Here is an 18841-nt window from a genome sequence, read left to right on the forward strand (position 1 = left end):
TCATGGTCCCCACCGTAGGCGGTGGTCGCGCGTGGTGTCCCGCGTCGCCCACCGCCTGGGCGCACGGTCGGGCGGGTCACGAACCCGGCGCGACGGGGTCCAGCCGGCGGCACGACTCACGCTCCACGAGCGCGGTCGGCAGCCGCAGGTGCGGCTCGCGCTCCACGCCGGCGACGAGGTCGACGAGCATCCGCAGCGCCTCGGCGCCCATCTGCCGGATCGGCTGCGCGATCGTCGTCAGCGGAGGGACGCACAGGGCCGACTCGGGCACGTTGTCGAAGCCGATGACCGACAGGTCCTCGGGGACGCGCAGGCCGAGCTCCTGGGCGACCTCGATGGTGCGGATCGCGGAGATGTCGTTCGCGGCGAAGACCGCGGTGGGTGGCTCCGGGAGCGTGAGCAGCTCGTGGGCCGGCTGGTCCGCGACGTCGGGCTTGTACCCGCCGACGCGCACGAGGTCGGGGTCGACGGCGATGCCCGCGGCGGCGAGCGCCTGGCGGTAGCCCTCCTCGCGCAGGCGCGCCGACTCGAGGTCGGGGCGTCCGCCGAGGAGGCCGATGCGGGTGTGCCCGAGGCCGAGGAGGTACTCGGTGGCGGTCCGGGCGCCGGCGAGGTTGTCGGAGTCCACGGTCGGCGGGCCGGAGGGCCCGGTGTGCGGGTCGACGGCGACGACCGGGATCCCCTCGTGCGGGTCCACGACGGTGGGGGTCACGAGGATCGCTCCGTCGATGAGGGTGCCGCCGAGACGGGACAGGGAGCGCTGCTCCCACCCGACCTCGCGGCCTGCGCGACCGCCGGCGGAGTAGGCGAGCAGCTCGTACCCCGTGTCGGCGACGGCCTCGGAGATGCCCTTGAGGAGCTCGGTGCTGAACGGCTCGAACTCCGCGACGAGGATGCCGATGACGTTGGTGCGGTGGCTGCGCAGGCTGCGGGCGACCAGCGACGACTCGTAGCCGAGCTCGTCGATCACGTCCTGCACACGGCGGGAGGTGGCCGCCGCGACGCCGTAGCGCGCGTTGATGACCTTGGAGACGGTCGCCACCGAGACGCCGGCGGTCCGGGCGACGTCACCGATGGTCACTCTGCCGTGTGGTTGCACGGGTCGACTGTAGCGCTGGCCGACGACGTCAGCCGGAGCTGCCACTCGGCGTCCACCCCGGCGGGTGCGAACCCCAGCGCGACGTTGATCGCGAGCATGTGCTCGTTCTCCTCGGCGTTCCACGTGTGGACGCGCCGCGCGGCCGGCCGCGCCCGGGCCAGCTCGTCGAGGACCGCGATCTTCACGAGCATCCCGAGACGCCGCCCGCGGTGCTCGCGCAGCACGAGCGTGTCCTCCTGGTACACGACCTCGGGCCGGTCGAGCGGGTAGCTCACCATCGAGAAGGCCGCCAGGGTGCCCGACGGCGTGTGCTCGGCCACGACGATCAGGTACCTGCGGCCGCGGTCGTGGATCGCACGGGAGGCGTCGCGGACGCGTTCGGCGTCCCACGGGTCCTCCTCGACCTCGAGCCCGGCGGAAGGGGCGTCGGTGCTCATCCGGGTCTCGAGGACTGCGAACTGCTCGATCCACTTCTCGGGCACCTCGTCGTGCCACACATGCAGCGCGTAGTCGTCGTGCCGCCTGGGGGCGCCGTCGCGCAGCCGGTCGAGGCGCGCGGGGTCGACGGGCAGCTCGAGCACGGAGTGGCGCACGACCTGCTCCAGCACGAAGCCGCGCGCGAGCGCGAACCGGGTCGTGGGGTCCTCGCGGGGGACCCGACCGGACCCGGTGGGGGCCTCCAGCGCCCCCGGTCCGGGAGGTGGCTCGGCCGCGAACGACGAGTCGGCCAGGACCACGCGCCGCCCTGCCGCACGCACGAGCTCCATCGACCGGTTCCACAGCGCACCGCCGACACCTCGCCCGCGGTGCGCGGGGTCGACACCGACGTAGACGGTCGCCGAGTGCGTGTTGCTCTGCTGGGGGAGCCGGACCATCGCGCGCCCCAGGACGTCACGGGTACCGGCCGCCACAGCGACGAGCCGGACGACCCTGGCGTACTGCTGCTGAGCAGTCATGGTCGAGACGACCATGTCGGGGTCCGTCGCGAGGTCGGTGTGCCCGTAGATCTCCGCGACGACGGCTCTGTCGACGGCGACCGTCCCGTGCACGGCCCAGGCCTCGGGGCCGCGGAGCCGCACGGGCACGGGGACCTCGACGACCTCGACCGCTCCGCCCTCGCCGTCGGCCCCGGCGGTGCCTGCGACGCCGACCGGCCGCGCCGTCGCGGTCACGCGTCGGCACCCGGCGTGAGCTTGCGCTGCCAGGCGTCCCAGCCGCCGGCGGGGGCGAAGCCGAGCGCGACGTTGATGGCGAGCATGTGCGCGTTCTCCTCCGCGTTCCACGTGTGGATGCGCTGCGTGGCGGGCCGCAGGCGGGCGAGCGCCTCGAGGTTGACGACCTTGACGAGCATGCCGAGCCGGTGCCCGCGGTGCTCGGTGAGCACGATCGTGTCGTCCTGGAAGGCGAAGCCGGGCCGGTCCTCCGGGTAGGTGATGACGGTGAACCCCGCCAGGGTGCCGGACCCGACGTGCTCGACGGCGGTGGTCAGCACCCCGTGGTCCTTGCCCCGCTCCTCGGTGAGCCAGGTCCGCACCCGCTCCGCGTCCCAGGGGTCCTCGCGGTAGTCGACGCCGCCGACCGGGGCGTCGGTGCTCATCCGCGTGAAGAGCACACCGACCTCGTCGAGCCACCGGTCGGGCACCTCGTCGGTCCAGGTGTGCGTGCGGTAGCCGTCGCCGGCCGCCGCGCGGGCGTCGCGGCCGAGCCGCGCGAGGAGCTCCGGCTCGACCGGCAGGTCCAGGGTCGAGTGCCGTTCGACCTGCTCGAGGACGTACCCGCGGCGCGCCACGAACCGCGGACCGGGCTCGTCGGCAGGCACACGACCCGCACCGGTCGTCGCCTCGACCGCCCCCGGGCCGGCCGGCACCTCCGTCGCGTGCTGGGTCGCGGTGAACAGGACCGTGCGGCCGTCCGCACGGCACAGGCCCTCGCCCAGGTCCATCAGCGCGCTGCCGAGGCCCTGCCCGCGCGCGGCGGGACGCACCGACGCGTAGGACTCTCCGAGGTGCGTGTTGCTCGAGGTGGACCGGCACACGAAGAGGTGCGCGACGACGTCGGGCACCTCGGGCTCACCCGCCGGCTCCCGTGCCGCGAGGATCACGAACCGGCGCTTGGCCTCGTACTCCTGGTGCTGCATGCCGGACAGGACGTCGCGCGCCTCCAGCGCGAGGTCGTCGTACCCGTAGATCTCGAGGTGCTGCTCGCGGTCGATGTCGGCGACCGCGTGGTACGCCCACGCGTCCGGGGCGTCGAGGGACGCGGGCTGCGGCGCCTCGACGAGGCGCCAGCGAGCAGGGTCGAGACTGCCGGCCACGGTGCCGACGACGTCGTCCACGACGGGGTGGGACTCCGGAGCTGTGCTCATCGTCCCAGCGTCCGCCGACCCGCCGCCGTCGTCCACCGAATATCTCTCCGGCGGACGGCGACGGCGCGCGGTGGGGCGTCAGGTCTTCTTGCGCCCGCTGACGGCTCCCCAGATGAGGAGCACGACGAGCGACCCGATGAACGCCCAGATCCAGGTGGACCACGAGAAGAACCCCTCGTTGGGCTCGAACCCGAAGAGGCCACCCAGGAACCCGCCGACCAGTGCGCCGAGGATGCCGACGAGGAGGGTGACGATCCACCCGCCGCCGGCCCGGCCGGGCATGACCGCGCGCGCGATCGCGCCCATGATCAGGCCGATGAGGATCCACGACAAGAAGCCCATGACGTCTCCGATCGTCGAACGAGGTACCGGATACCCGGTGCGAACATCTCGAAAGTCCCACGTCGGCGCCCCGCCCGCACCCCGGCGGGCGCCGTAGAGTCGGGGGCGTGGACGGATCCGTGACCCGAGGCAGCGTGCGGGTGGACAGCTGGACCTGGGCCGTGCGGCTGTACAAGACGCGGTCCCAGGCGACGGCTGCCTGCCGTGCCGGGCACGTCCGCGTCAACGGCGAGCGGGCCAAGCCGGCCACGACGGTCAAGGTCGGTGACGAGGTCGTGGTGCGCGGCGGTGAGCGCGAGCGGATCGTCGAGGTCGTGAAGCTGCTCGTCAAACGTGTCGGAGCGACGGTCGCGGCCGACGCCGTCATCGACCGCAGCCCGCCCCCGCCGCCGCGGGAGCTGCGGGTCGCCGTCGCGCAGAGGGACAGGGGCGCCGGGCGCCCGACCAAGCGCGAGCGCCGCGACATCGACCGGTTGCGCGGGCGGCTCTGACCCGTACCGGTGCGGGGACGCCCCCGAGGCATCCCCGCACCGGTCAGGAGATCAGTCGCGCGTCAGCACGGCCCGAGATCACGCCACGGACCCCACTGGCCGCTTGACGACGGGTTGTCGCCGAGCGTCCACCACTTGGCCTCGTACGTGCGGCCCTCGAACGACGCGAGCGCGCCGCCGGTGTAGACGGCGCCCGCCGACCACGCCCCGGCGGTGCAGTCGCCCGGGTCCGTACCGGTGGGGTCGGAGCCCGTCGGGTCGGACCCGGTGGGATCGCTGCCGGTGGGGTCGCCCGGGTCGGTGCCGCCGCCGGAGATCGCCAGGTCGACGCAGTTGTAGAACGCCATCGGAGTGTTGGAGACGTTCCAGCGGGCGAGGATCGTGTGGTTGCCCGTGGGCAGGTTGGTCAGGGTGTGGGAGATGTTGCTCGGCGGCTGGGCGCCGCCCTGGTTGAAGGTCTGGTGCAGGACACCGTCGACGTAGTACTCCCACGTGCTGGTGTTGTGCGCTGCCGTGAGCTTCCACTGGAAGGTCACGGACGTGCCCGTGGAAGTCCGCGGCCAGGGCCGGGAGTTGTCGTCGAGGATCGAGAAGCTGCTGCCGCCCGAGCACTGCATGGAGCCCTTGGGCGCCTCGACGCTCTGGGGCTCGTACTTGATGGGGCCGCAGTCGAACGACGTGGTGCCGGTCGCGCAGTGGTCCTGGCGGCTGGGTGGTGACGTGATCCAGCCGTGGGCCGCCGCGGAGGGTGCCAGCACGAGGGGCGCGACCAGGGCGGAGGCGCCGAGCATGACGGCGAGCATCGTTGCGCGGAGTCTTCTCATCTTTTCTCTCGCTCTCTGTGAGCCGTGCACCGGTCACCGGTGTGACCGGTCGTATCGTTTCGGACGCTCTCGACGGTACGCAGACCACACCAAGCGGACAATGAGGTGAAATGCGTACGTGTGCTACCTACGTACGACGCCGCACACGTGCCCCGGGGACGCAGTGCCCGGGGACGCCGCAGGCCCGGCGCGATCAGTGATCGCACCGGGCCTGACGGTGTGGAGCAGGGCTGATCGGTCAGCAGGCCGCGATCAGCAGACGCCGATCAGCTTCCAGGGTCCCCACTCCTCGGCGCCCGGGGTGTTGCCCTGGGTCCACCACTTCGCCTCGTAGACGTTGCCCTCGTGGGACACGGTGGCGCCGCCGGTGTAGACGGCGTTGCCGGCCCACGCCGCGTCGGAGCACTCGCCCGGGTCAGATCCCGTGGGGTCGGAACCGGTCGGGTCGCCCGGGTCGGTGCCGCCCGGGGTGACCACGATGTCGACGCAGTTGTAGAACGCCATCACGGTGTTCGAGACGTTCCAGCGCGCGAGGATGGTGTGCTCGCCGGCGGGCAGGCCGGTAAGGGTGTGCGCGATGTCGCGGGGAGGCTGCTGCCCGCCCTGGTCGTAGGTCGCGAAGAGCTCCCCGTCGACGAAGTACTCCCACACGCTCGTGGCGTGGTTGGCGGTGAGGTTCCACTGGAACGTCACGGTGTCGCCGGTGGTGGTGACGGGCCAGGGCCGGGACTCGTCGTCCAGGATGTCGAAGCCGCTGCCGCCGGAGCACTGCATGGAGCCCTTGGGTGCCTCGACGCTCTGGGGCTCGTACTTGATCCCTCCGCAGTCGAAGGAGGTGGTGCCCGTCGCGCAGTGGTCCTGGCGGCTCGGCGGGGACGTGATCCAGCCGTGGGCCGCGGCGGACGGGGCCAGGGCGACCGGCGCGATCATGGTGGTCGCGCCGAGTGCGACGGCGACGAGGGCCGCGCGGAGTCGTCTCATTCGAGTCTCGCTCTCTGTGGGGCGAGCGTCACGGCGTCGTGCCGCTCGCCGGGGTCGATGAACGGGACGACGCTATGGAGAGCCAGATGTGTCCGCAATACGGCGGTTTGCGTACGTAGGACCCCGTAGAGAGCGCCCCGCCCGCGCGCGATCTGGCGGGGATCCGGGGCGCAGGAGGAGTCGCGTCGATCGGGACCGGCACACGGGCACGATCGTCCGGGCGGATGCCCCGGGCGATCATGTGGACAACCCGTACGCCAGGTACGTCAGCTCGCCGGCTTCTCGCCTGTGGTCCCCTCGCCCGGCACGTCCTCTTCCCGCAGGCGTGGCTCGGTTCTGCGGTCGGGGACCACACCGGCCTTGTCGGCGTAGAACGCGCGGACGACGTCCATGTCGGCGGGGACGTCGCCGGTGAGCGTGATGGTCGGGCCGAGCCCGGCGGTCATGGTCGTGCGGTCGACGTAGCCGAGCGTGACGGGCAGGCCGGACTCGTGTGCGATCCGGTAGAAGCCCGACTTCCAGTGGGTGCCCTTGCTGCGCGTGCCCTCGGGTGTGACGACGAGCGCGAACACCTCGCCGGACCGGATGCGCCCGACGACGTCGGCGACCACGGCGCTCGGCTCGCGTCGGTCCACCGGGATGCCGCCGAGCGCACGCATGAGCGGCCCGGCCGGGCCGCGGAAGAGCGTGTGCTTGCCCAACCATCGCACGGACATCCGCAGCCGCCAGGCGATCGCCAGCATGATGACGAAGTCCCAGTTGGACGTGTGCGGCACACCGAGGAGGACGGCCGGGCCCGCGGGCGGCGGTTCGGTCCGCAGACGCCAGCGGCTGAGCTTCCAGAACGTGCGGGCGAGGTACCGGCGGATCACGCGGCCCACCGTACCCTGGGTGACGGCGGGACGTGCGGGCGCCCGCGCCACCCCCGCCCGGCGGGCCCTCGACAGGGGGGAGCGCTCCCACTACCCTTCGCCGAAGGGGGCGTCGGACATCGCGGGCCACGTCCCGAGCGCATCGATCTCGCACCGCCACCGCCATCGAGACCGCCACCGCCACCGTCGACGACGACTCACGGAGACCAATGGACATCCCTCTCGCAGGAGACCACGGACTGCTTCGCACCCTCAACGCTCGCGCGGTGCTCGAGGTGCTGGACACCGACGAGCCGCAGGACCGCGTCCAGATCGCCGCAGCGACGGGACTGTCGAGGCCGACCGTGACCCAGACGCTGCGCGGACTGGTCGACAGCGGGGCGGTCGTGGAGGCGCACCAGGACGGAGAGCACGGTGCGCCGTCCACCGCGATCTACCGGCTCGAGGTCGACCGCGCCTTCGCCCTCGCGGTGGACCTCGGCCGCCGGACGATCCGCGCCGCGCTCGTCGACATCACCGGCACCGTCCGCAGCAGGGCCGAGGCGCCCGCCGTCGGGCCCGACCCTCTGGTCCGCGCACGCGTGGTCGCCGGCCTCGCTGCGCGGTGCGTGGCCGTCCTCGACCCGTCGGTGGACCTCGGCGCGATCCACCACGCCGTCGTCGGGGTGCCTGCGATCGTCTCGCCCGACGGCGTCGCGGTCCGCCGTGTCCCGGGGCACGAGAAGGGGGGCGCAGCCCTGCACGACGCGCTCGAGCACGAGATCGGCTGCTCGGTCGTCCTCGAGAACGACGTCAACGTGGCGGCGCTCGCGGAGCAGCGGCTCGGTGCGGGTCGTGGTGCGCACACGTTCGTCGAGCTGTGGTTGGGTGACGGCTTCGGGTCGGGCCTCGTGATCGGCGACCGGCTCCATCGCGGCGCGGCCGGCGGAGCAGGCGAGATCTCGTTCCTGCCCCAGCCCGGCCAGTCGCTCGGCGCGGAGACGATCGGTCCTGTCGCGATCACCGCGCTCCTCGTCGAGGCCGGGCTGGCGCCCGACCTCTCCGTGGCTCAGGTCGTCGAGCTCGACGTGGCCGGCGACGACCGCGCGGGCTTCGTCCTGGACGAGGTCTGCTCCCGTCTGGCGGTGATCGCCGCGCAGATGACGCTCGTCCTCGAGCCGGAGCTGTTCGTCCTCGCCGGCGCCGGTGCGCACGACGCGATCGTCGGCCGGGTCCGCACGATCCTCTCCGAGCAGCTCGCGGTGCTCCCGATCCGGGTCGCACCGTCGACGGTCGGCACGGACGCGGTCGTGCAGGGTGCGGCGGGTCTCGCCCGGGACGCACTGCGCGAGGCTACGTTCCGCGCGGCGGTCGCCGCGGTCCCCGCCCGAACCCCTGAGATCGTGGAGCCGGCGGCGGAGGGCGGCTCCGGCCGGAGCGCGGAGGCGAGCGCGTGAGCGACCAACCGTCCGACCTCGTCGAACGGCTCGGGCACCTGCCCGGCACCCGGGCGATCATCCTCAACGCCGACGACTTCGGCATGTGCCGGGCCGCGAACCGTGCGGTCGGCGACTTGCTGCTGGCGGGTGCGATCGACTCGGCGACCGTCATGGTGCCGTGCGGCTGGGCACCCGAGGCGATGGCCTTCGCCGCGCAGCACCCTGTCGACGTGGGCGTCCACCTCGTCCTCACGAGCGAGTGGCGCCGCTACCGCTGGCGTCCGCTGACCGGCGTCGGCTCCTCCCTGGTCGACGCCGCGGGCTACTTCCCCGCGGACTGCGCCACGGTCGAGCGGCAGGCGAGCGACGAGGACGTCGCGGCGGAGCTCGCCGCGCAGGTCGACGCCGCCCTGGCCGCGGGGGTCGACGTCACGCACCTCGACAACCACATGGGCTCGGTCTACGGCCTGGAGACCGGCCGGACCTTCCTGCGGCAGGTGTTCGAGCTGGCGGCCCGGCACCGGCTGCCGTTCAGGCTCCCGCGGACCCTCGACGGGATGACGCTGCCGGCCGAGCTCCAGCCGCTCGTCGACGAGGCGATCGCCGTCGCGGACGCGCTGGGGGTCGTCGTGCTGGACCGGCTGTGGACGCACCCCTTCGAGCTCGTCGGGGAGGGCACGGTCGACGAGGAGGACTACGACGACGTCAAGGCCGGGTTCTGCGAGCTGCTGCGTGCCGTGCGGCCGGGGGTCACCGAGATCTACCTGCACCCCATGCTCGACGACGACGAGCTCGATGACGTGGCCGACCATGCCGCGGCCAAGCGCGGGTTCGAGCACCGCCTCCTGACCGACCCGGACGTCACGGCGACGATCGCCGACGAGGGCCTGGTCCGCGTGGGGTGGCGCGACCTGCGCGCCCTGCAGCGGGGCGGCGCCGCGTGAACCCTGCGCTCGCACGCCTGCGGGACCGCCGGCTCGTCGGCGCTGCGACCCGGTCGCAGACGATGGCGTACGGTGCGTCGGCGTTCCCGGCGAACCTGCTCCTGCAGACCTTTTCCGCGTTCGTCGTCTACTTCTACGTCGACCACCTGCAGGTCCCGGCCGGTTGGATCGCGGGCGCGATGGTCGCGCACGGGATCCTCAATGCCGTCCTCAACCCGGTCGTGGGCGCCGCGTCCGACCGTCGCCGCACCCGGTGGGGCCGGCGGGTGCCGTGGATCGGCCTGGGGATCGTGCCGCTCGTCGTCGCGTTCGCGCTGGTCTGGATGCCGCCCGACCTCAGCCCGACCGGCCTGGTGGTGTGGTTCCTCGCGGTCGTCGCGGTCTACGACGTGGCCTTCGTCGTCGTCGTGCTCAACATCTCGGCGCTCTTCCCGGAGATCTTCCGCACGACGGCGGAGCGTGCCCGCGGCAACGCCCCTCGCCAGATCTTCGGCCTGGTCGGCATGATCCTCGGGACGGCCGGCGCGCCGGCGCTGTACGGGACGGTCGGCTGGCCGGGGATGGCGGTCGCGCTCGGCGTGGTGTGCCTCGGGTTCTTCGCCTGGTCGCTGGCGGGGATGGTCGAGCGCCCGGTCGACGAGGTCGAGGTGCGTGCCCGCGAGGCGGCGATGCCGCTGCGGGACCAGCTGCGGTACACGTTCGCGAACCGTGCGTTCGTCACGTACGTCCTGGGCTCGCTGCTGCTCCAGACCACGACGGCGATCCTGCTGGCGGCGGTGCCGTTCTACGTGCGCTACGTGCTGGGGGCGCCCGAGACGGACGCGACGTTCCTGCTCGGCGCGATCTTCGTCGCCGCGATCCCGGCGATCATCGGCTGGTCGCACGTCGTGCGGCGGGTGGGCCCGCGGACGGCGCTGCTGTGGGCGGTCGCGGTCTACGGGCTGGCCACCGGCCTGTACATGCTCCCCGGCACCGTCCTCGGCGCGGTCGCCGTCGGCCTGGTGGTCGGCGTGGGCGTCGGCGGCATGATGCAGCTGCTCGAGGTCGCGCTGGGTCAGGTGATCGACGACGACGAGCGGCGGACGGGGCTGCGCCGCGAGGGCATGTACTTCGGCGCCAACGGGTTCGTGGTGCGAGGCTCGGTCGTCGTGCAGGCGGTCGTGGTCGCGGGCGTGCTCTCGGCGACCGGGTACGACGCCGCGGCAGGCGACGCGCAGGTGGCCTCGGTCGCCACGGGCGTCCGCCTGCTCATGGGCGGGTTCCCGCTCGTCGTCGCCGGGCTGGCGCTGGTCTGCTTCTGGCTGTACCCGCTGCGCTCACGAGACCAGGAGCTCGTCCCGAGCTAACCCCGGGTGCCTGGACCTCGTGCACCCGGACCTCGTGCCGAAGTAGAACCCCAGTGCGCGAGGTAGAACCCCAGTACGTGACTGGAGTTCTATCTCGCGCACTGGGGTTCTATCTCGCGCCGGGGGGGTACCTGGGCTTCGTGTGTAAAACGTTATCGATAACGATTGACGAACCGGCGTCGCGCCTGCCAGAGTGGCTCTCGTGCCCGGCTGTCGCTGGTGACAGGACGTCTCGACGACGAGGACCTGCGACGGGCGCGATCCCACGTAGTGCGACTCGACGAAGAGGACGGAACTCATGAAGGCAAGGAAGTTCATGGTGGCGGCGGCCGCCGTCGCGGCGGGTGCCGTGGGGCTCAGCGCCTGCGGCGGAGGCAGCGAAGGATCGGACGGCGGCGACGTCTCGATGACCTTCTGGCACAACTCCACGACCGGCGAGGGCAAGGCGTACTGGGAAGAGACCGTCGCCGCCTTCGAGGAGGCCAACCCCGGTGTGACGATCAGCATCCAGTCCATCCAGAACGAGGACATGGACGGCAAGCTGCAGACCGCGCTCAACTCGGGCGACGCGCCCGACATCTTCATGGCGCGCGGCGGCGGCAAGCTGGCCGACGTCGTCGAGGCCGGGCAGGTCCTGGACATCTCCGACGCGATCGACGACGCGACGCGCACCGCTGTCGGCGAGGGCGCGTTCAGCGCGTTCACGGTCGACGGCGCGGTGTACGGCATGCCGACCGCGGTGCTCCCCGGCGGCATCTACTACAGCGCCGACCTCTTCGAGGAGGCCGGCATCACCGAGGCGCCGGAGACGCTCGACGACCTCGACGACGCCGTCGAGAAGCTCAAGGCCGCCGGGATCGACCCCATCGCGCTCGGCGCGAAGGACGCCTGGCCCGCCGCGCACTGGTACTACTTCTTCGCCCTGCGCGAGTGCTCTCAGGACACGATGCTCGCGGCCGCGGAGTCCATGACCTTCGACGACCCGTGCTGGACCCGTGCCGGTGAGGACCTCCAGGATCTCGTGGGCACGGAGCCGTTCAACAACGGCTTCCTCACGACGTCCGCCCAGCAGGGCGCGGGCTCCTCGGCCGGCCTCCTCGCCAACCACGAGGCCGCGATGGAGCTCATGGGCGCCTGGAACCCAGGCGTCATCGCGTCGCTGACCCCCGACGAGCAGCCGCTCGCCGACCTCGAGTGGTTCCCCTTCCCCGCGGTCGACGGCGGACAGGGCGCGCCCGGCGCGATGATGGGCGGTGTCGACGGGTTCTCCTGCTCGGCCCAGGCGCCGGTCGAGGAGTGCACGGCGTTCCTCAACTTCTTCATGCAGCAGGAGTACCAGGAGAAGTACGCGCAGGCCTTCCACACGCTGCCCGCGAGCCAGGAGGCGCAGAGCGTCGTCACCGAGCCCGCCCTGCAGTCGATCCTCGAGACGTACGGCGACGCGCCCTACGTCATGGTCTGGCTGGACACCCTGTTCGGCCAGAACGTCGGCAACGCCCTCAACACGGGTGTCGTGGACATGCTCGCCGGCAGCACCGACGCCGCAGGCGTCGTGGCGGCCGTGAACGACGCCGCAGCGAGGGAGTAGCCGTGACCGCGAGCGGCTCCGTGGGCGAGGCTCCGCCCACCGTGACGGCGTCGCCCACGGGTCGCTCGGGGGCTGGGGACGGTGCCACGACGGCCCCGGCCCCGGCCCGTCGGCCCCGGCGGGCACGCGCCGACTGGCCCACACGCCTCGAGATCGCGCTCCTGGCCGGACCGGCGATCATCGTCTTCCTGACGTTCGTCATCGTCCCGGTGATCATGGCGGCGTACTACGGCTTCTTCAAGTGGAAGGGGTTCGGGCCGCCGACCGAGTTCGTCGGCCTGGACAACTACCTCATCATCTTCCGGGACAGCACGTTCCACGACGCCCTCATGCACAACGGCTTCATCCTCGTGATGTCGCTCGTGATCCAGGCGCCCGTCGCGATCGGTCTGGGTCTGCTGCTCAACCGGCGTATGCGCGGGCGCTCGGTGATCCGGGTGCTGATCTTCGTGCCGTACGTCATCTCCGAGGTCATCGTGGGCACCGGCTGGAGCCTGATGCTCGCGACCAACGGGGCGGTCAACGACCTGCTCGCCAAGCTGGGTGCGCCCGGCTGGGCGGTCGACTGGCTCTCCGACCCTGAGATCGCGATCTGGTCTCTGATGGTCATCATCTCGTGGAAGTACGTCGGCTTCGCCGTGATCCTCTTCCTCGCCGGCCTGCAGGGGATCCCCGACGAGCTGTCCGAGGCGGCCGCGATCGACGGCGCGTCGTACTGGCAGACGCAGCGGCGCATCACGCTCCCGCTGCTCGGGCCCACGATCCGGATCTGGGCGTTCCTGTCCATCATCGGGTCGCTGCAGCTCTTCGACCTCGTCTACATCATCTGGGGGCAGTACGTCGCCGCCACGGCGGGCACCTCGACGATGGCGACCTACATGGTGGCCAACGGCCGCAACGCCGGGAACTACGGCTTCGGCAACGCGGTCGCGGTCGTCCTCTTCCTCGTCTCGCTCGTCATCGCCCTGTCCTATCAGCGCTTCGTGCTCCGTCGCGACACCGAGGGCGCCCTCACCGAAGGGAAGAAGTGATGTCCGCCGTCGCCGTCCAGGCCACCCCGGCCTCCCCGCCACCGACCCCGCCGACCTCGTCGGCCCGTCGCCGCCGACGCGGTGCGATCGACGCGGCCGGTCCGCTCACGTATCTCGTCGCGTTCGCGTTCGTCGGGATCTGCATCGCCCCGGTGCTCTACATCATCTTCGGAGGGTTCCGCACCAACGCGCAGATCACGGCCGACCCCTCGGGCCTGCCCGGACCGTGGGAGATCGGCAACTACGTCGACGTCCTCGCGAGCGGCCGGTTCTGGCAGCAGGTGGGCAACTCCGCCGTCACCGGCCTGTTCACGACGCTGGGCGTCGTGGTGCTGGGCCTCATGGCGAGCTACGTGCTCGCCCGGTACAGCTTCTCCGGCCGGGGCGCGATGTACTCGCTGTTCGCCGCAGGCCTGATGTTCCCCATGACGGTGGCCATCACGCCGCTCTACATCATGATCAAGAACCTCGGCCTGATGAACAGCCTGGCGGGCATCATCCTCCCGCAGATCGCGTTCGCGCTGCCGACCACGATCATCATCCTCGTGCCCTTCCTGCGGGCCATCCCGCGGGAGATCGAGGAGGCGGCGTCGATCGACGGCGCGAGCCGGCTCGGCTTCTTCTTCCGCATGGTCGTGCCGCTGTCGGTGCCCGGCGTCGTCACGGTCGGCATCCTCGCGTTCATCGCGAGCTGGAACAGCTACATGCTCCCGCTGTTCATCCTCAACGACGAGTCCACGTACACCCTGCCGCTCGGGGTGCAGTCGTTCGCGTCGGAGTACTCGGTGGACACGGCGCGGGTGCTCGCCTTCACGTCGCTGTCGATGATCCCCGCGCTGATCTTCTTCTCGCTGTTCGAGCGCCGGATCGTGGGAGGACTCACCGGTGCCGTCAAGGGCTGAGCACCGGCCCCTCGACCCGCGGCCCGCCCGTACCCCGCACGACCTCAAGGAGAACGACCCCGTGCCCGACGCCGTCCCCACCGCGCCCGCAGACGTCCGGTCTGCTGCACCTCGCTCCGCGGTGATCCCTGCCTTCCCCTTCGTGTCCGCCACGGTCCGTGCCCTGCACGCCCGGATGTCGCTCGAGGAGAAGCTCGCCCAGCTCGTCGGCTACTGGCTCGACCAGAACGGGACGGTCGCACCGATGCAGTCGGAGATGACCGCCGGTCTCGCCGAGCCGGGCACGCTCGCGGACATCACCCGCCACGGCATCGGCCACTACACGCGTGTCTACGGCACGCGCCCGGTGGACCCGGTCGAGCGCGCGCGCTGGTTGTGGGACGAGCAGCGGCGGCTGCAGCGCGAGACCCGGCTCGGCATCCCCGCGCTGGTGCACGAGGAGTGCCTCACCGGTCTCGCGGCGTGGAAGGCGGCGACGTACCCGACGCCGCTCGCCTGGGGCGCGGCGTTCGACCCGGACCTCGTCGAGGAGATGGCCCGCGTCGTCGGTGAGTCGATGCGAGGGCTCGGGATCCACCAGGGTCTGGCGCCCGTGCTCGACGTCGTCCGCGACCCTCGCTGGGGGCGCGTCGACGAGTGCATCGGCGAGGACCCGTACCTCGTGGGGACCCTGGGCACCGCCTACGTCCGGGGCCTGCAGGACGCGGGGGTGCACGCGACCCTCAAGCACTTCGTCGGGTACTCGGCGTCGCGCTCGGGCCGCAACCACGCCCCCGTGAGCGCCGGCCCGCGCGAGGTCGCCGACGTGTACCTGCCGCCGTTCGAGATGGCGGTGCGCGACGGCGGGGTCCGGTCCGTGATGAACGCCTACACGGACCTCGACGGTGTGCCGATGGGGTCGAGCGTCGCGCACCTGACGACGCTGCTCCGCGAGACCTGGGGGTTCGACGGCGTCGTGGTCGCCGACTACTTCGCCGTGGCGTTCCTCGAGGTCATGCACGCGATCGCCGGGGACCGCGGCGAGGCGGCGGCCCTCGCGCTCGAGGCGGGGATCGACGTCGAGCTGCCGTCGGGGGACGCCTACCTCGAGCCGCTCGCCGCGCGTGTGCGGGCGGGTGACCTCGACGTGGCGTACGTGGACCGCGCGGTCCTGCGGGTGCTCGCGCAGAAGGAGGAGCTGGGTCTGCTCGAGCCGTCGGCCTTCGCGGACGAGCCGCCCGCCGCGGTCGACCTGGACTCGCCACGCCACCGCGCACTCGCGCGGCGGCTCGCCGAGGAGTCGGTCGTCCTGCTGTCCGACGACGGGGTGCTTCCCCTCGGGAGGCGGGGCGCGCCGCGCCGGATCGCGGTCGTCGGCCCGAACGCGGACCGTCCCGAGGCGCTCCTGGGCTGCTACTCGTTCGTCAACCACGTGCTCGCGCACCACCCCGGGGTGCCGATGGGCCTCGAGATCCCGTCCGTGCTGGAGGCGCTCCGCTCTGCCGTCGCGGACCTCACCGGCACGGACGGCTCCGGCCCGGAAGGATATGGCACGGACGGGCCCGTGCCCGAGGTCGTGCACGCCGAGGGGTGCGCGGTCGAGGGCGACGACACGTCGGGCTTCGCCGCGGCCGTCGAGGCGGTCGCCGGGTCCGACGTCGCGGTGGTCGTCGTCGGCGACCAGGCCGGGTTGTTCGGGCGCGGCACGGTGGGGGAGGGCAACGACGTGGAGTCCCTCGAGCTGCCCGGTGTGCAGCGCCGGCTGGTCGAGGAGCTCGTCGCGACGGGCACGCCCGTCGTGCTGGTCCTGCTGACCGGCCGCCCGTACGCGATCGGGTGGGCGCTCGACCCGGACCCGGCGTCCGGCCGGAAGCTCCCGGCCGCGGTGCTCCAGTCGTTCTTCCCCGGAGAGGCCGGCGGGACCGCGATCGCGGACGTCCTCACGGGTCGGGTGTCGCCCTCGGGCCGCCTGCCGGTGTCGTTGCCGCGGTCGGCGGGGGCCGAGCCGTTCACGTACCTGCACCCGATCCTCGGCGGCCCGTCCGACGTGACGTCGGCCGACCCGACGCCGGTGCGCCCGTTCGGTTTCGGCCTGTCCTTCACGACCTTCGGGTACACCGACCTCGAGGTGGACGCCGAGGCCGCCACGGGCGGGTCGTTCACCGCCTCGGTGACGGTGACCAACACGGGTGCGGTCGCCGGGGCCGACGTCGTGCAGCTCTACGGCCACGACGTGCAGGGCTCGGTCGCGCGACCTGTTGTGCAGCTGCTCGGCTACGCCCGGGTCGAGCTGGCACCCGGCGAGTCGGCGCGTGTGTCGTTCGACGTGCCGAGCGCGCGGTTCGCGTTCTCCGACCGCCGGATGGTGCGGGTGGTCGAGCCGGGTGACGTCGAGGTGTGGGTCGGCGCGCACGCCGGGGCGTCCGTGGTGAGCACGGACGTCGACGAGTCGACGGGCGGGGTCATCGTCAACGACCGCGCCGCGGTGCGCCGGGCGCTGCCCGGTGCCGCGACGCCCCGGGCCGTCCTCGCCCTCACGGGCGACGTGCACGAGGTGACGGCGGCCGACGCCCGGATCGTCGGGGTGACGGTGGTGCCGGAGACGCCGGCGTGAGTGTGGTGCGCAACCCGCTCCTGCCGGGGTGCTACCCGGACCCGACGATCTGCCGCGTGGGTGACGAGTACTACCTCGTGACGTCGACGTTCGAGTACTTCCCGGGCCTGCCGGTGTTCCGCAGCCGCGACCTGGTGAGCTGGGAGCAGGTGGGGCACGCCGTCGTCCGCGCGGACCAGCTCGACCTCGACGGGGTGCGGTCGTCGGGCGGGCTGTTCGCGCCGACCCTGCGGCACGACGGCGAGCTGTTCTGGCTGGTGTGCACGCTCGTCGGGCAGCGCGAGGGTGCGCCCGGGGGCAACTTCGTCCTCACGGCGACCGACCCGGCCGGTCCGTGGTCGGAGCCGGTGTGGCTGGGCGTGGACGGGATCGACCCCTCGATCGTCTTCGACCGCGACGGTCGCGTCTGGCTGCACGGCACCCGCCTGGTCGCGGAGCCGGAGTGGCACGACCAGACCGAGGTCTGGGTGCGCGAGCTCGATCGTGCCTCCCGGCAGCTCGTCGGCCCCGAGCACGTGGTGTGGACCGGCGCGGTCCGGGGTGCGGTCTGGGCGGAGGGCCCGCACCTCTACGAGGTCGACGGCACCTACTACCTGCTCGCCGCCGAGGGCGGCACGGAGTTCCACCACGCCGTCTCGGTCGCGCGGGCGCAGACCGTCACGGGCCCGTACACGGGCAACCCGGCCAACCCCGTCCTCACGCACCGGCACCTCGGGCGGGGCGTCGACGTCGTGGGGGTCGGGCACGCGGACCTCGTGCAGGCGCCGGACGGGCGCTGGTGGGCGGTCCTGCTGGGGATGCGTCCCTACGGGGGCTACCACTACAACCTCGGCCGGGAGACGTTCCTCGTCCCCGTGGCGTGGGAGGACGGGTGGCCGGTGTTCGCCCCGGGGCTGGGGCGGGTCCCGGCGGAGGTGGACGTGGCGTCCGCCGGTCCGGCCCGCCCCGGCGCGGTGCAGGGCGGGGCGACCGGTGTGGTGCGGCCCGACGACCTGCGATGGACCGGCCTGCGCCGCCCGCCCGACGAGTTCGCGACCCCTCGTGGGGACGGGTGGGACCTGACGGTGCGGCCCACCACGCTCTGGGAACCGGGTGCCCCTGCCTTCCTCGGTGTCCGCCAGCAGCACCAGGACGTGGACGTGCGCGCGGTCGTGCACCCGCTGGCGGCGGCGGGGGAGGACCTCGGCCTCGTCGTGCGGCAGTCGGAGCAGGACCACGTACGGGCGTTCGTGACCGGTGTCCCCGGGAGGCGGCGGCTCGTCGTCGTGCACCGCCGCGACGGGCAGGAGATCACGGTCGGCGACGTCGCGGTGCGGGACGTGGCCGGCGAGGACGGCGACGCCCCGCTCGCCCTCGGGCTGCGCGCCCGGGGCCAGGACTACACGTTCGTGGCGGGGCAGCCCGGTGCCGAGCCGGTCGAGATCACGACCGTGGACGGTCGGACGTTGGACAGCGTGTCCGCGGGCGGCTTCCTGGGACTGTGGATCGGGGTGTTCGCCACCAGCAACGGGAGGCCGACGTCCTCGACCGCGCGGGTCGAGTCGTTCGAGTACGTGCCCGTCCCCCGGCGCCCGGAACCCGGACGCGTCAGCGGACGTCGGTGAGCGCCCTGCCGAGGCGGTCGAGCGCGCCGGGGACGAGGGAGTAGTAGGCCCACCGCCCGCGCTGCTCCCGGGTGAGCAACCCGGCGTCGACGAGGATCTTCAGGTGGTGGCTCACGGTGGGCTGGCTCAGGCCGACCGGTTCGGTGAGGTCGCAGACGCAGGCCTCGCCGCCGTCGTGCGCCGCGACGATGGACAGCAGCCGCACGCGCGTGGCGTCGCCGAGGGCCTTGAACGTGCGGGCGAGGTCGCGCGCGCTCGCCTCGTCGGTGGCCTCGCGGACGAGGGGCGCGCAGCAGACGGGCGCGGCGGCGGCTGGCACAGTGGTGGCCGGCACAGCGGTGTCGGGGTCGGCGGTCGTCAGGGTCGAGGCCATACCGCCATCTTGCCACGCATCGAAGAATGTGGATACGTTGACCTCGGTTGTCCATCGAAGAACGTCGA

The 18841-nt window shown here is 72.5% G+C and carries 17 protein-coding genes; 9 read left to right on the plus strand and 8 right to left on the minus strand.

Annotation, left to right across the window (positions count from 1 at the left end):
* Positions 1 to 76: 76 nt before the first annotated feature.
* The 4 genes from OHL10_RS08325 to OHL10_RS08340 form a co-directional block, all read right to left on the minus strand.
* A complete protein-coding gene (locus OHL10_RS08325) occupies positions 77 to 1099 on the minus strand; it encodes a LacI family DNA-binding transcriptional regulator (RefSeq protein ID WP_265521727.1) in 1023 nt (340 codons plus the stop codon).
* A complete protein-coding gene (locus OHL10_RS08330) occupies positions 1078 to 2271 on the minus strand; it encodes a GNAT family N-acetyltransferase (protein ID WP_265521728.1) in 1194 nt (397 codons plus the stop codon). Before OHL10_RS08330 ends, OHL10_RS08325 begins: the two co-directional genes overlap by 22 nt.
* Positions 2268 to 3464 (minus strand): GNAT family N-acetyltransferase, encoded by a 1197-nt coding sequence (locus tag OHL10_RS08335; RefSeq protein WP_265521729.1) that lies wholly within the window; start codon positions 3462 to 3464, stop codon positions 2268 to 2270. Before OHL10_RS08335 ends, OHL10_RS08330 begins: the two co-directional genes overlap by 4 nt.
* Positions 3465 to 3542: 78 nt before the next feature.
* Positions 3543 to 3806: a GlsB/YeaQ/YmgE family stress response membrane protein gene (locus tag OHL10_RS08340; RefSeq protein WP_265521730.1), complete on the minus strand. Its 264-nt coding sequence runs from the start codon at positions 3804 to 3806 to the stop codon at positions 3543 to 3545.
* Between the two features lie 119 nt (positions 3807 to 3925).
* Here OHL10_RS08340 and OHL10_RS08345 point away from each other — a divergent pair, with 119 nt between their 5' ends.
* Complete coding sequence (locus OHL10_RS08345; protein ID WP_265521731.1) at positions 3926 to 4297, plus strand: RNA-binding S4 domain-containing protein; 372 nt, start codon at positions 3926 to 3928, stop codon at positions 4295 to 4297.
* 62 nt (positions 4298 to 4359) lie between these two features.
* Here OHL10_RS08345 and OHL10_RS08350 read toward each other — a convergent pair whose 3' ends face one another.
* The 3 genes from OHL10_RS08350 to OHL10_RS08365 all read right to left on the minus strand — a co-directional run bounded on the left by OHL10_RS08350 (position 4360) and on the right by OHL10_RS08365 (position 6974).
* Positions 4360 to 5121 (minus strand): lytic polysaccharide monooxygenase, encoded by a 762-nt coding sequence (locus OHL10_RS08350; protein WP_265521732.1) that lies wholly within the window; start codon positions 5119 to 5121, stop codon positions 4360 to 4362.
* A gap of 252 nt (positions 5122 to 5373) precedes the next feature.
* Entirely contained in the window at positions 5374 to 6102 is a 729-nt protein-coding gene (locus OHL10_RS18635) for a lytic polysaccharide monooxygenase (RefSeq protein WP_322645533.1), read from the minus strand.
* A 266-nt stretch (positions 6103 to 6368) separates the two neighbouring features.
* Positions 6369 to 6974, minus strand: a complete 606-nt coding sequence (locus tag OHL10_RS08365; protein ID WP_265521733.1) for a 1-acyl-sn-glycerol-3-phosphate acyltransferase — start codon at positions 6972 to 6974, stop codon at positions 6369 to 6371.
* A 209-nt stretch (positions 6975 to 7183) separates the two neighbouring features.
* Here OHL10_RS08365 and OHL10_RS08370 point away from each other — a divergent pair, with 209 nt between their 5' ends.
* The 8 genes from OHL10_RS08370 to OHL10_RS08405 all read left to right on the plus strand — a co-directional run bounded on the left by OHL10_RS08370 (position 7184) and on the right by OHL10_RS08405 (position 18400).
* Positions 7184 to 8410 (plus strand): ROK family transcriptional regulator, encoded by a 1227-nt coding sequence (locus tag OHL10_RS08370; RefSeq protein ID WP_265521734.1) that lies wholly within the window; start codon positions 7184 to 7186, stop codon positions 8408 to 8410.
* Complete coding sequence (locus OHL10_RS08375; protein ID WP_265521735.1) at positions 8407 to 9336, plus strand: polysaccharide deacetylase family protein; 930 nt, start codon at positions 8407 to 8409, stop codon at positions 9334 to 9336. The genes OHL10_RS08370 and OHL10_RS08375 overlap by 4 nt, the downstream gene beginning before the upstream one ends.
* Positions 9333 to 10682 carry an MFS transporter gene (locus OHL10_RS08380; protein WP_265521736.1) on the plus strand — a complete coding sequence of 450 codons (1350 nt, stop codon included), beginning with the start codon at positions 9333 to 9335 and terminating at the stop codon, positions 10680 to 10682. Before OHL10_RS08375 ends, OHL10_RS08380 begins: the two co-directional genes overlap by 4 nt.
* Before the next feature lie 298 nt (positions 10683 to 10980).
* On the plus strand, positions 10981 to 12270 hold the full coding sequence (locus OHL10_RS08385; protein WP_265521737.1) for an extracellular solute-binding protein: 1290 nt from the start codon (positions 10981 to 10983) through the stop codon (positions 12268 to 12270).
* Between the two features lie 41 nt (positions 12271 to 12311).
* The gene (locus OHL10_RS08390) at positions 12312 to 13301 is read left to right on the plus strand and encodes a carbohydrate ABC transporter permease (RefSeq protein WP_265521764.1); all 990 of its coding nucleotides are present in this window, start codon (positions 12312 to 12314) and stop codon (positions 13299 to 13301) included.
* On the plus strand, positions 13301 to 14203 hold the full coding sequence (locus tag OHL10_RS08395) for a carbohydrate ABC transporter permease (RefSeq protein ID WP_265521738.1): 903 nt from the start codon (positions 13301 to 13303) through the stop codon (positions 14201 to 14203). The genes OHL10_RS08390 and OHL10_RS08395 overlap by 1 nt, the downstream gene beginning before the upstream one ends.
* A gap of 121 nt (positions 14204 to 14324) precedes the next feature.
* A complete protein-coding gene (locus OHL10_RS08400; protein ID WP_265521765.1) occupies positions 14325 to 16796 on the plus strand; it encodes a beta-xylosidase/alpha-l-arabinosidase in 2472 nt (823 codons plus the stop codon).
* Positions 16793 to 18400, plus strand: coding sequence for a glycoside hydrolase family 43 protein (locus tag OHL10_RS08405; RefSeq protein ID WP_265521739.1), 1608 nt, complete (start codon positions 16793 to 16795; stop codon positions 18398 to 18400). Before OHL10_RS08400 ends, OHL10_RS08405 begins: the two co-directional genes overlap by 4 nt.
* Here the strand turns inward: OHL10_RS08405 and OHL10_RS08410 are convergent.
* Positions 18384 to 18773 carry an ArsR/SmtB family transcription factor gene (locus tag OHL10_RS08410; protein ID WP_265521740.1) on the minus strand — a complete coding sequence of 130 codons (390 nt, stop codon included), beginning with the start codon at positions 18771 to 18773 and terminating at the stop codon, positions 18384 to 18386. The genes OHL10_RS08405 and OHL10_RS08410 overlap by 17 nt on opposite strands.
* Positions 18774 to 18841: the final 68 nt, after the last annotated feature.

Origin of the sequence: Oerskovia flava, assembly GCF_026163685.1 — a bacterium.
Lineage (GTDB): Bacteria > Actinomycetota > Actinomycetes > Actinomycetales > Cellulomonadaceae > Oerskovia_A > Oerskovia_A flava.

Excerpts from the sequence above, each read along its gene's own strand:
- OHL10_RS08335 (WP_265521729.1), bottom strand. The coding sequence starts at position 3,464 with ATGAGCACAGCTCCGGAGTCCCACCCCGTCGTGGACGACGTCGTCGGC.
- OHL10_RS08340 (WP_265521730.1), bottom strand. The coding sequence starts at position 3,806 with ATGGGCTTCTTGTCGTGGATCCTCATCGGCCTGATCATGGGCGCGATC.
- OHL10_RS08350 (WP_265521732.1), bottom strand. The coding sequence starts at position 5,121 with ATGAGAAGACTCCGCGCAACGATGCTCGCCGTCATGCTCGGCGCCTCC.
- OHL10_RS18635 (WP_322645533.1), bottom strand. The coding sequence starts at position 6,102 with ATGAGACGACTCCGCGCGGCCCTCGTCGCCGTCGCACTCGGCGCGACC.
- OHL10_RS08370 (WP_265521734.1), top strand. The coding sequence starts at position 7,184 with ATGGACATCCCTCTCGCAGGAGACCACGGACTGCTTCGCACCCTCAAC.
- OHL10_RS08385 (WP_265521737.1), top strand. The coding sequence starts at position 10,981 with ATGAAGGCAAGGAAGTTCATGGTGGCGGCGGCCGCCGTCGCGGCGGGT.
- OHL10_RS08395 (WP_265521738.1), top strand. The coding sequence starts at position 13,301 with ATGTCCGCCGTCGCCGTCCAGGCCACCCCGGCCTCCCCGCCACCGACC.
- OHL10_RS08410 (WP_265521740.1), bottom strand. The coding sequence starts at position 18,773 with ATGGCCTCGACCCTGACGACCGCCGACCCCGACACCGCTGTGCCGGCC.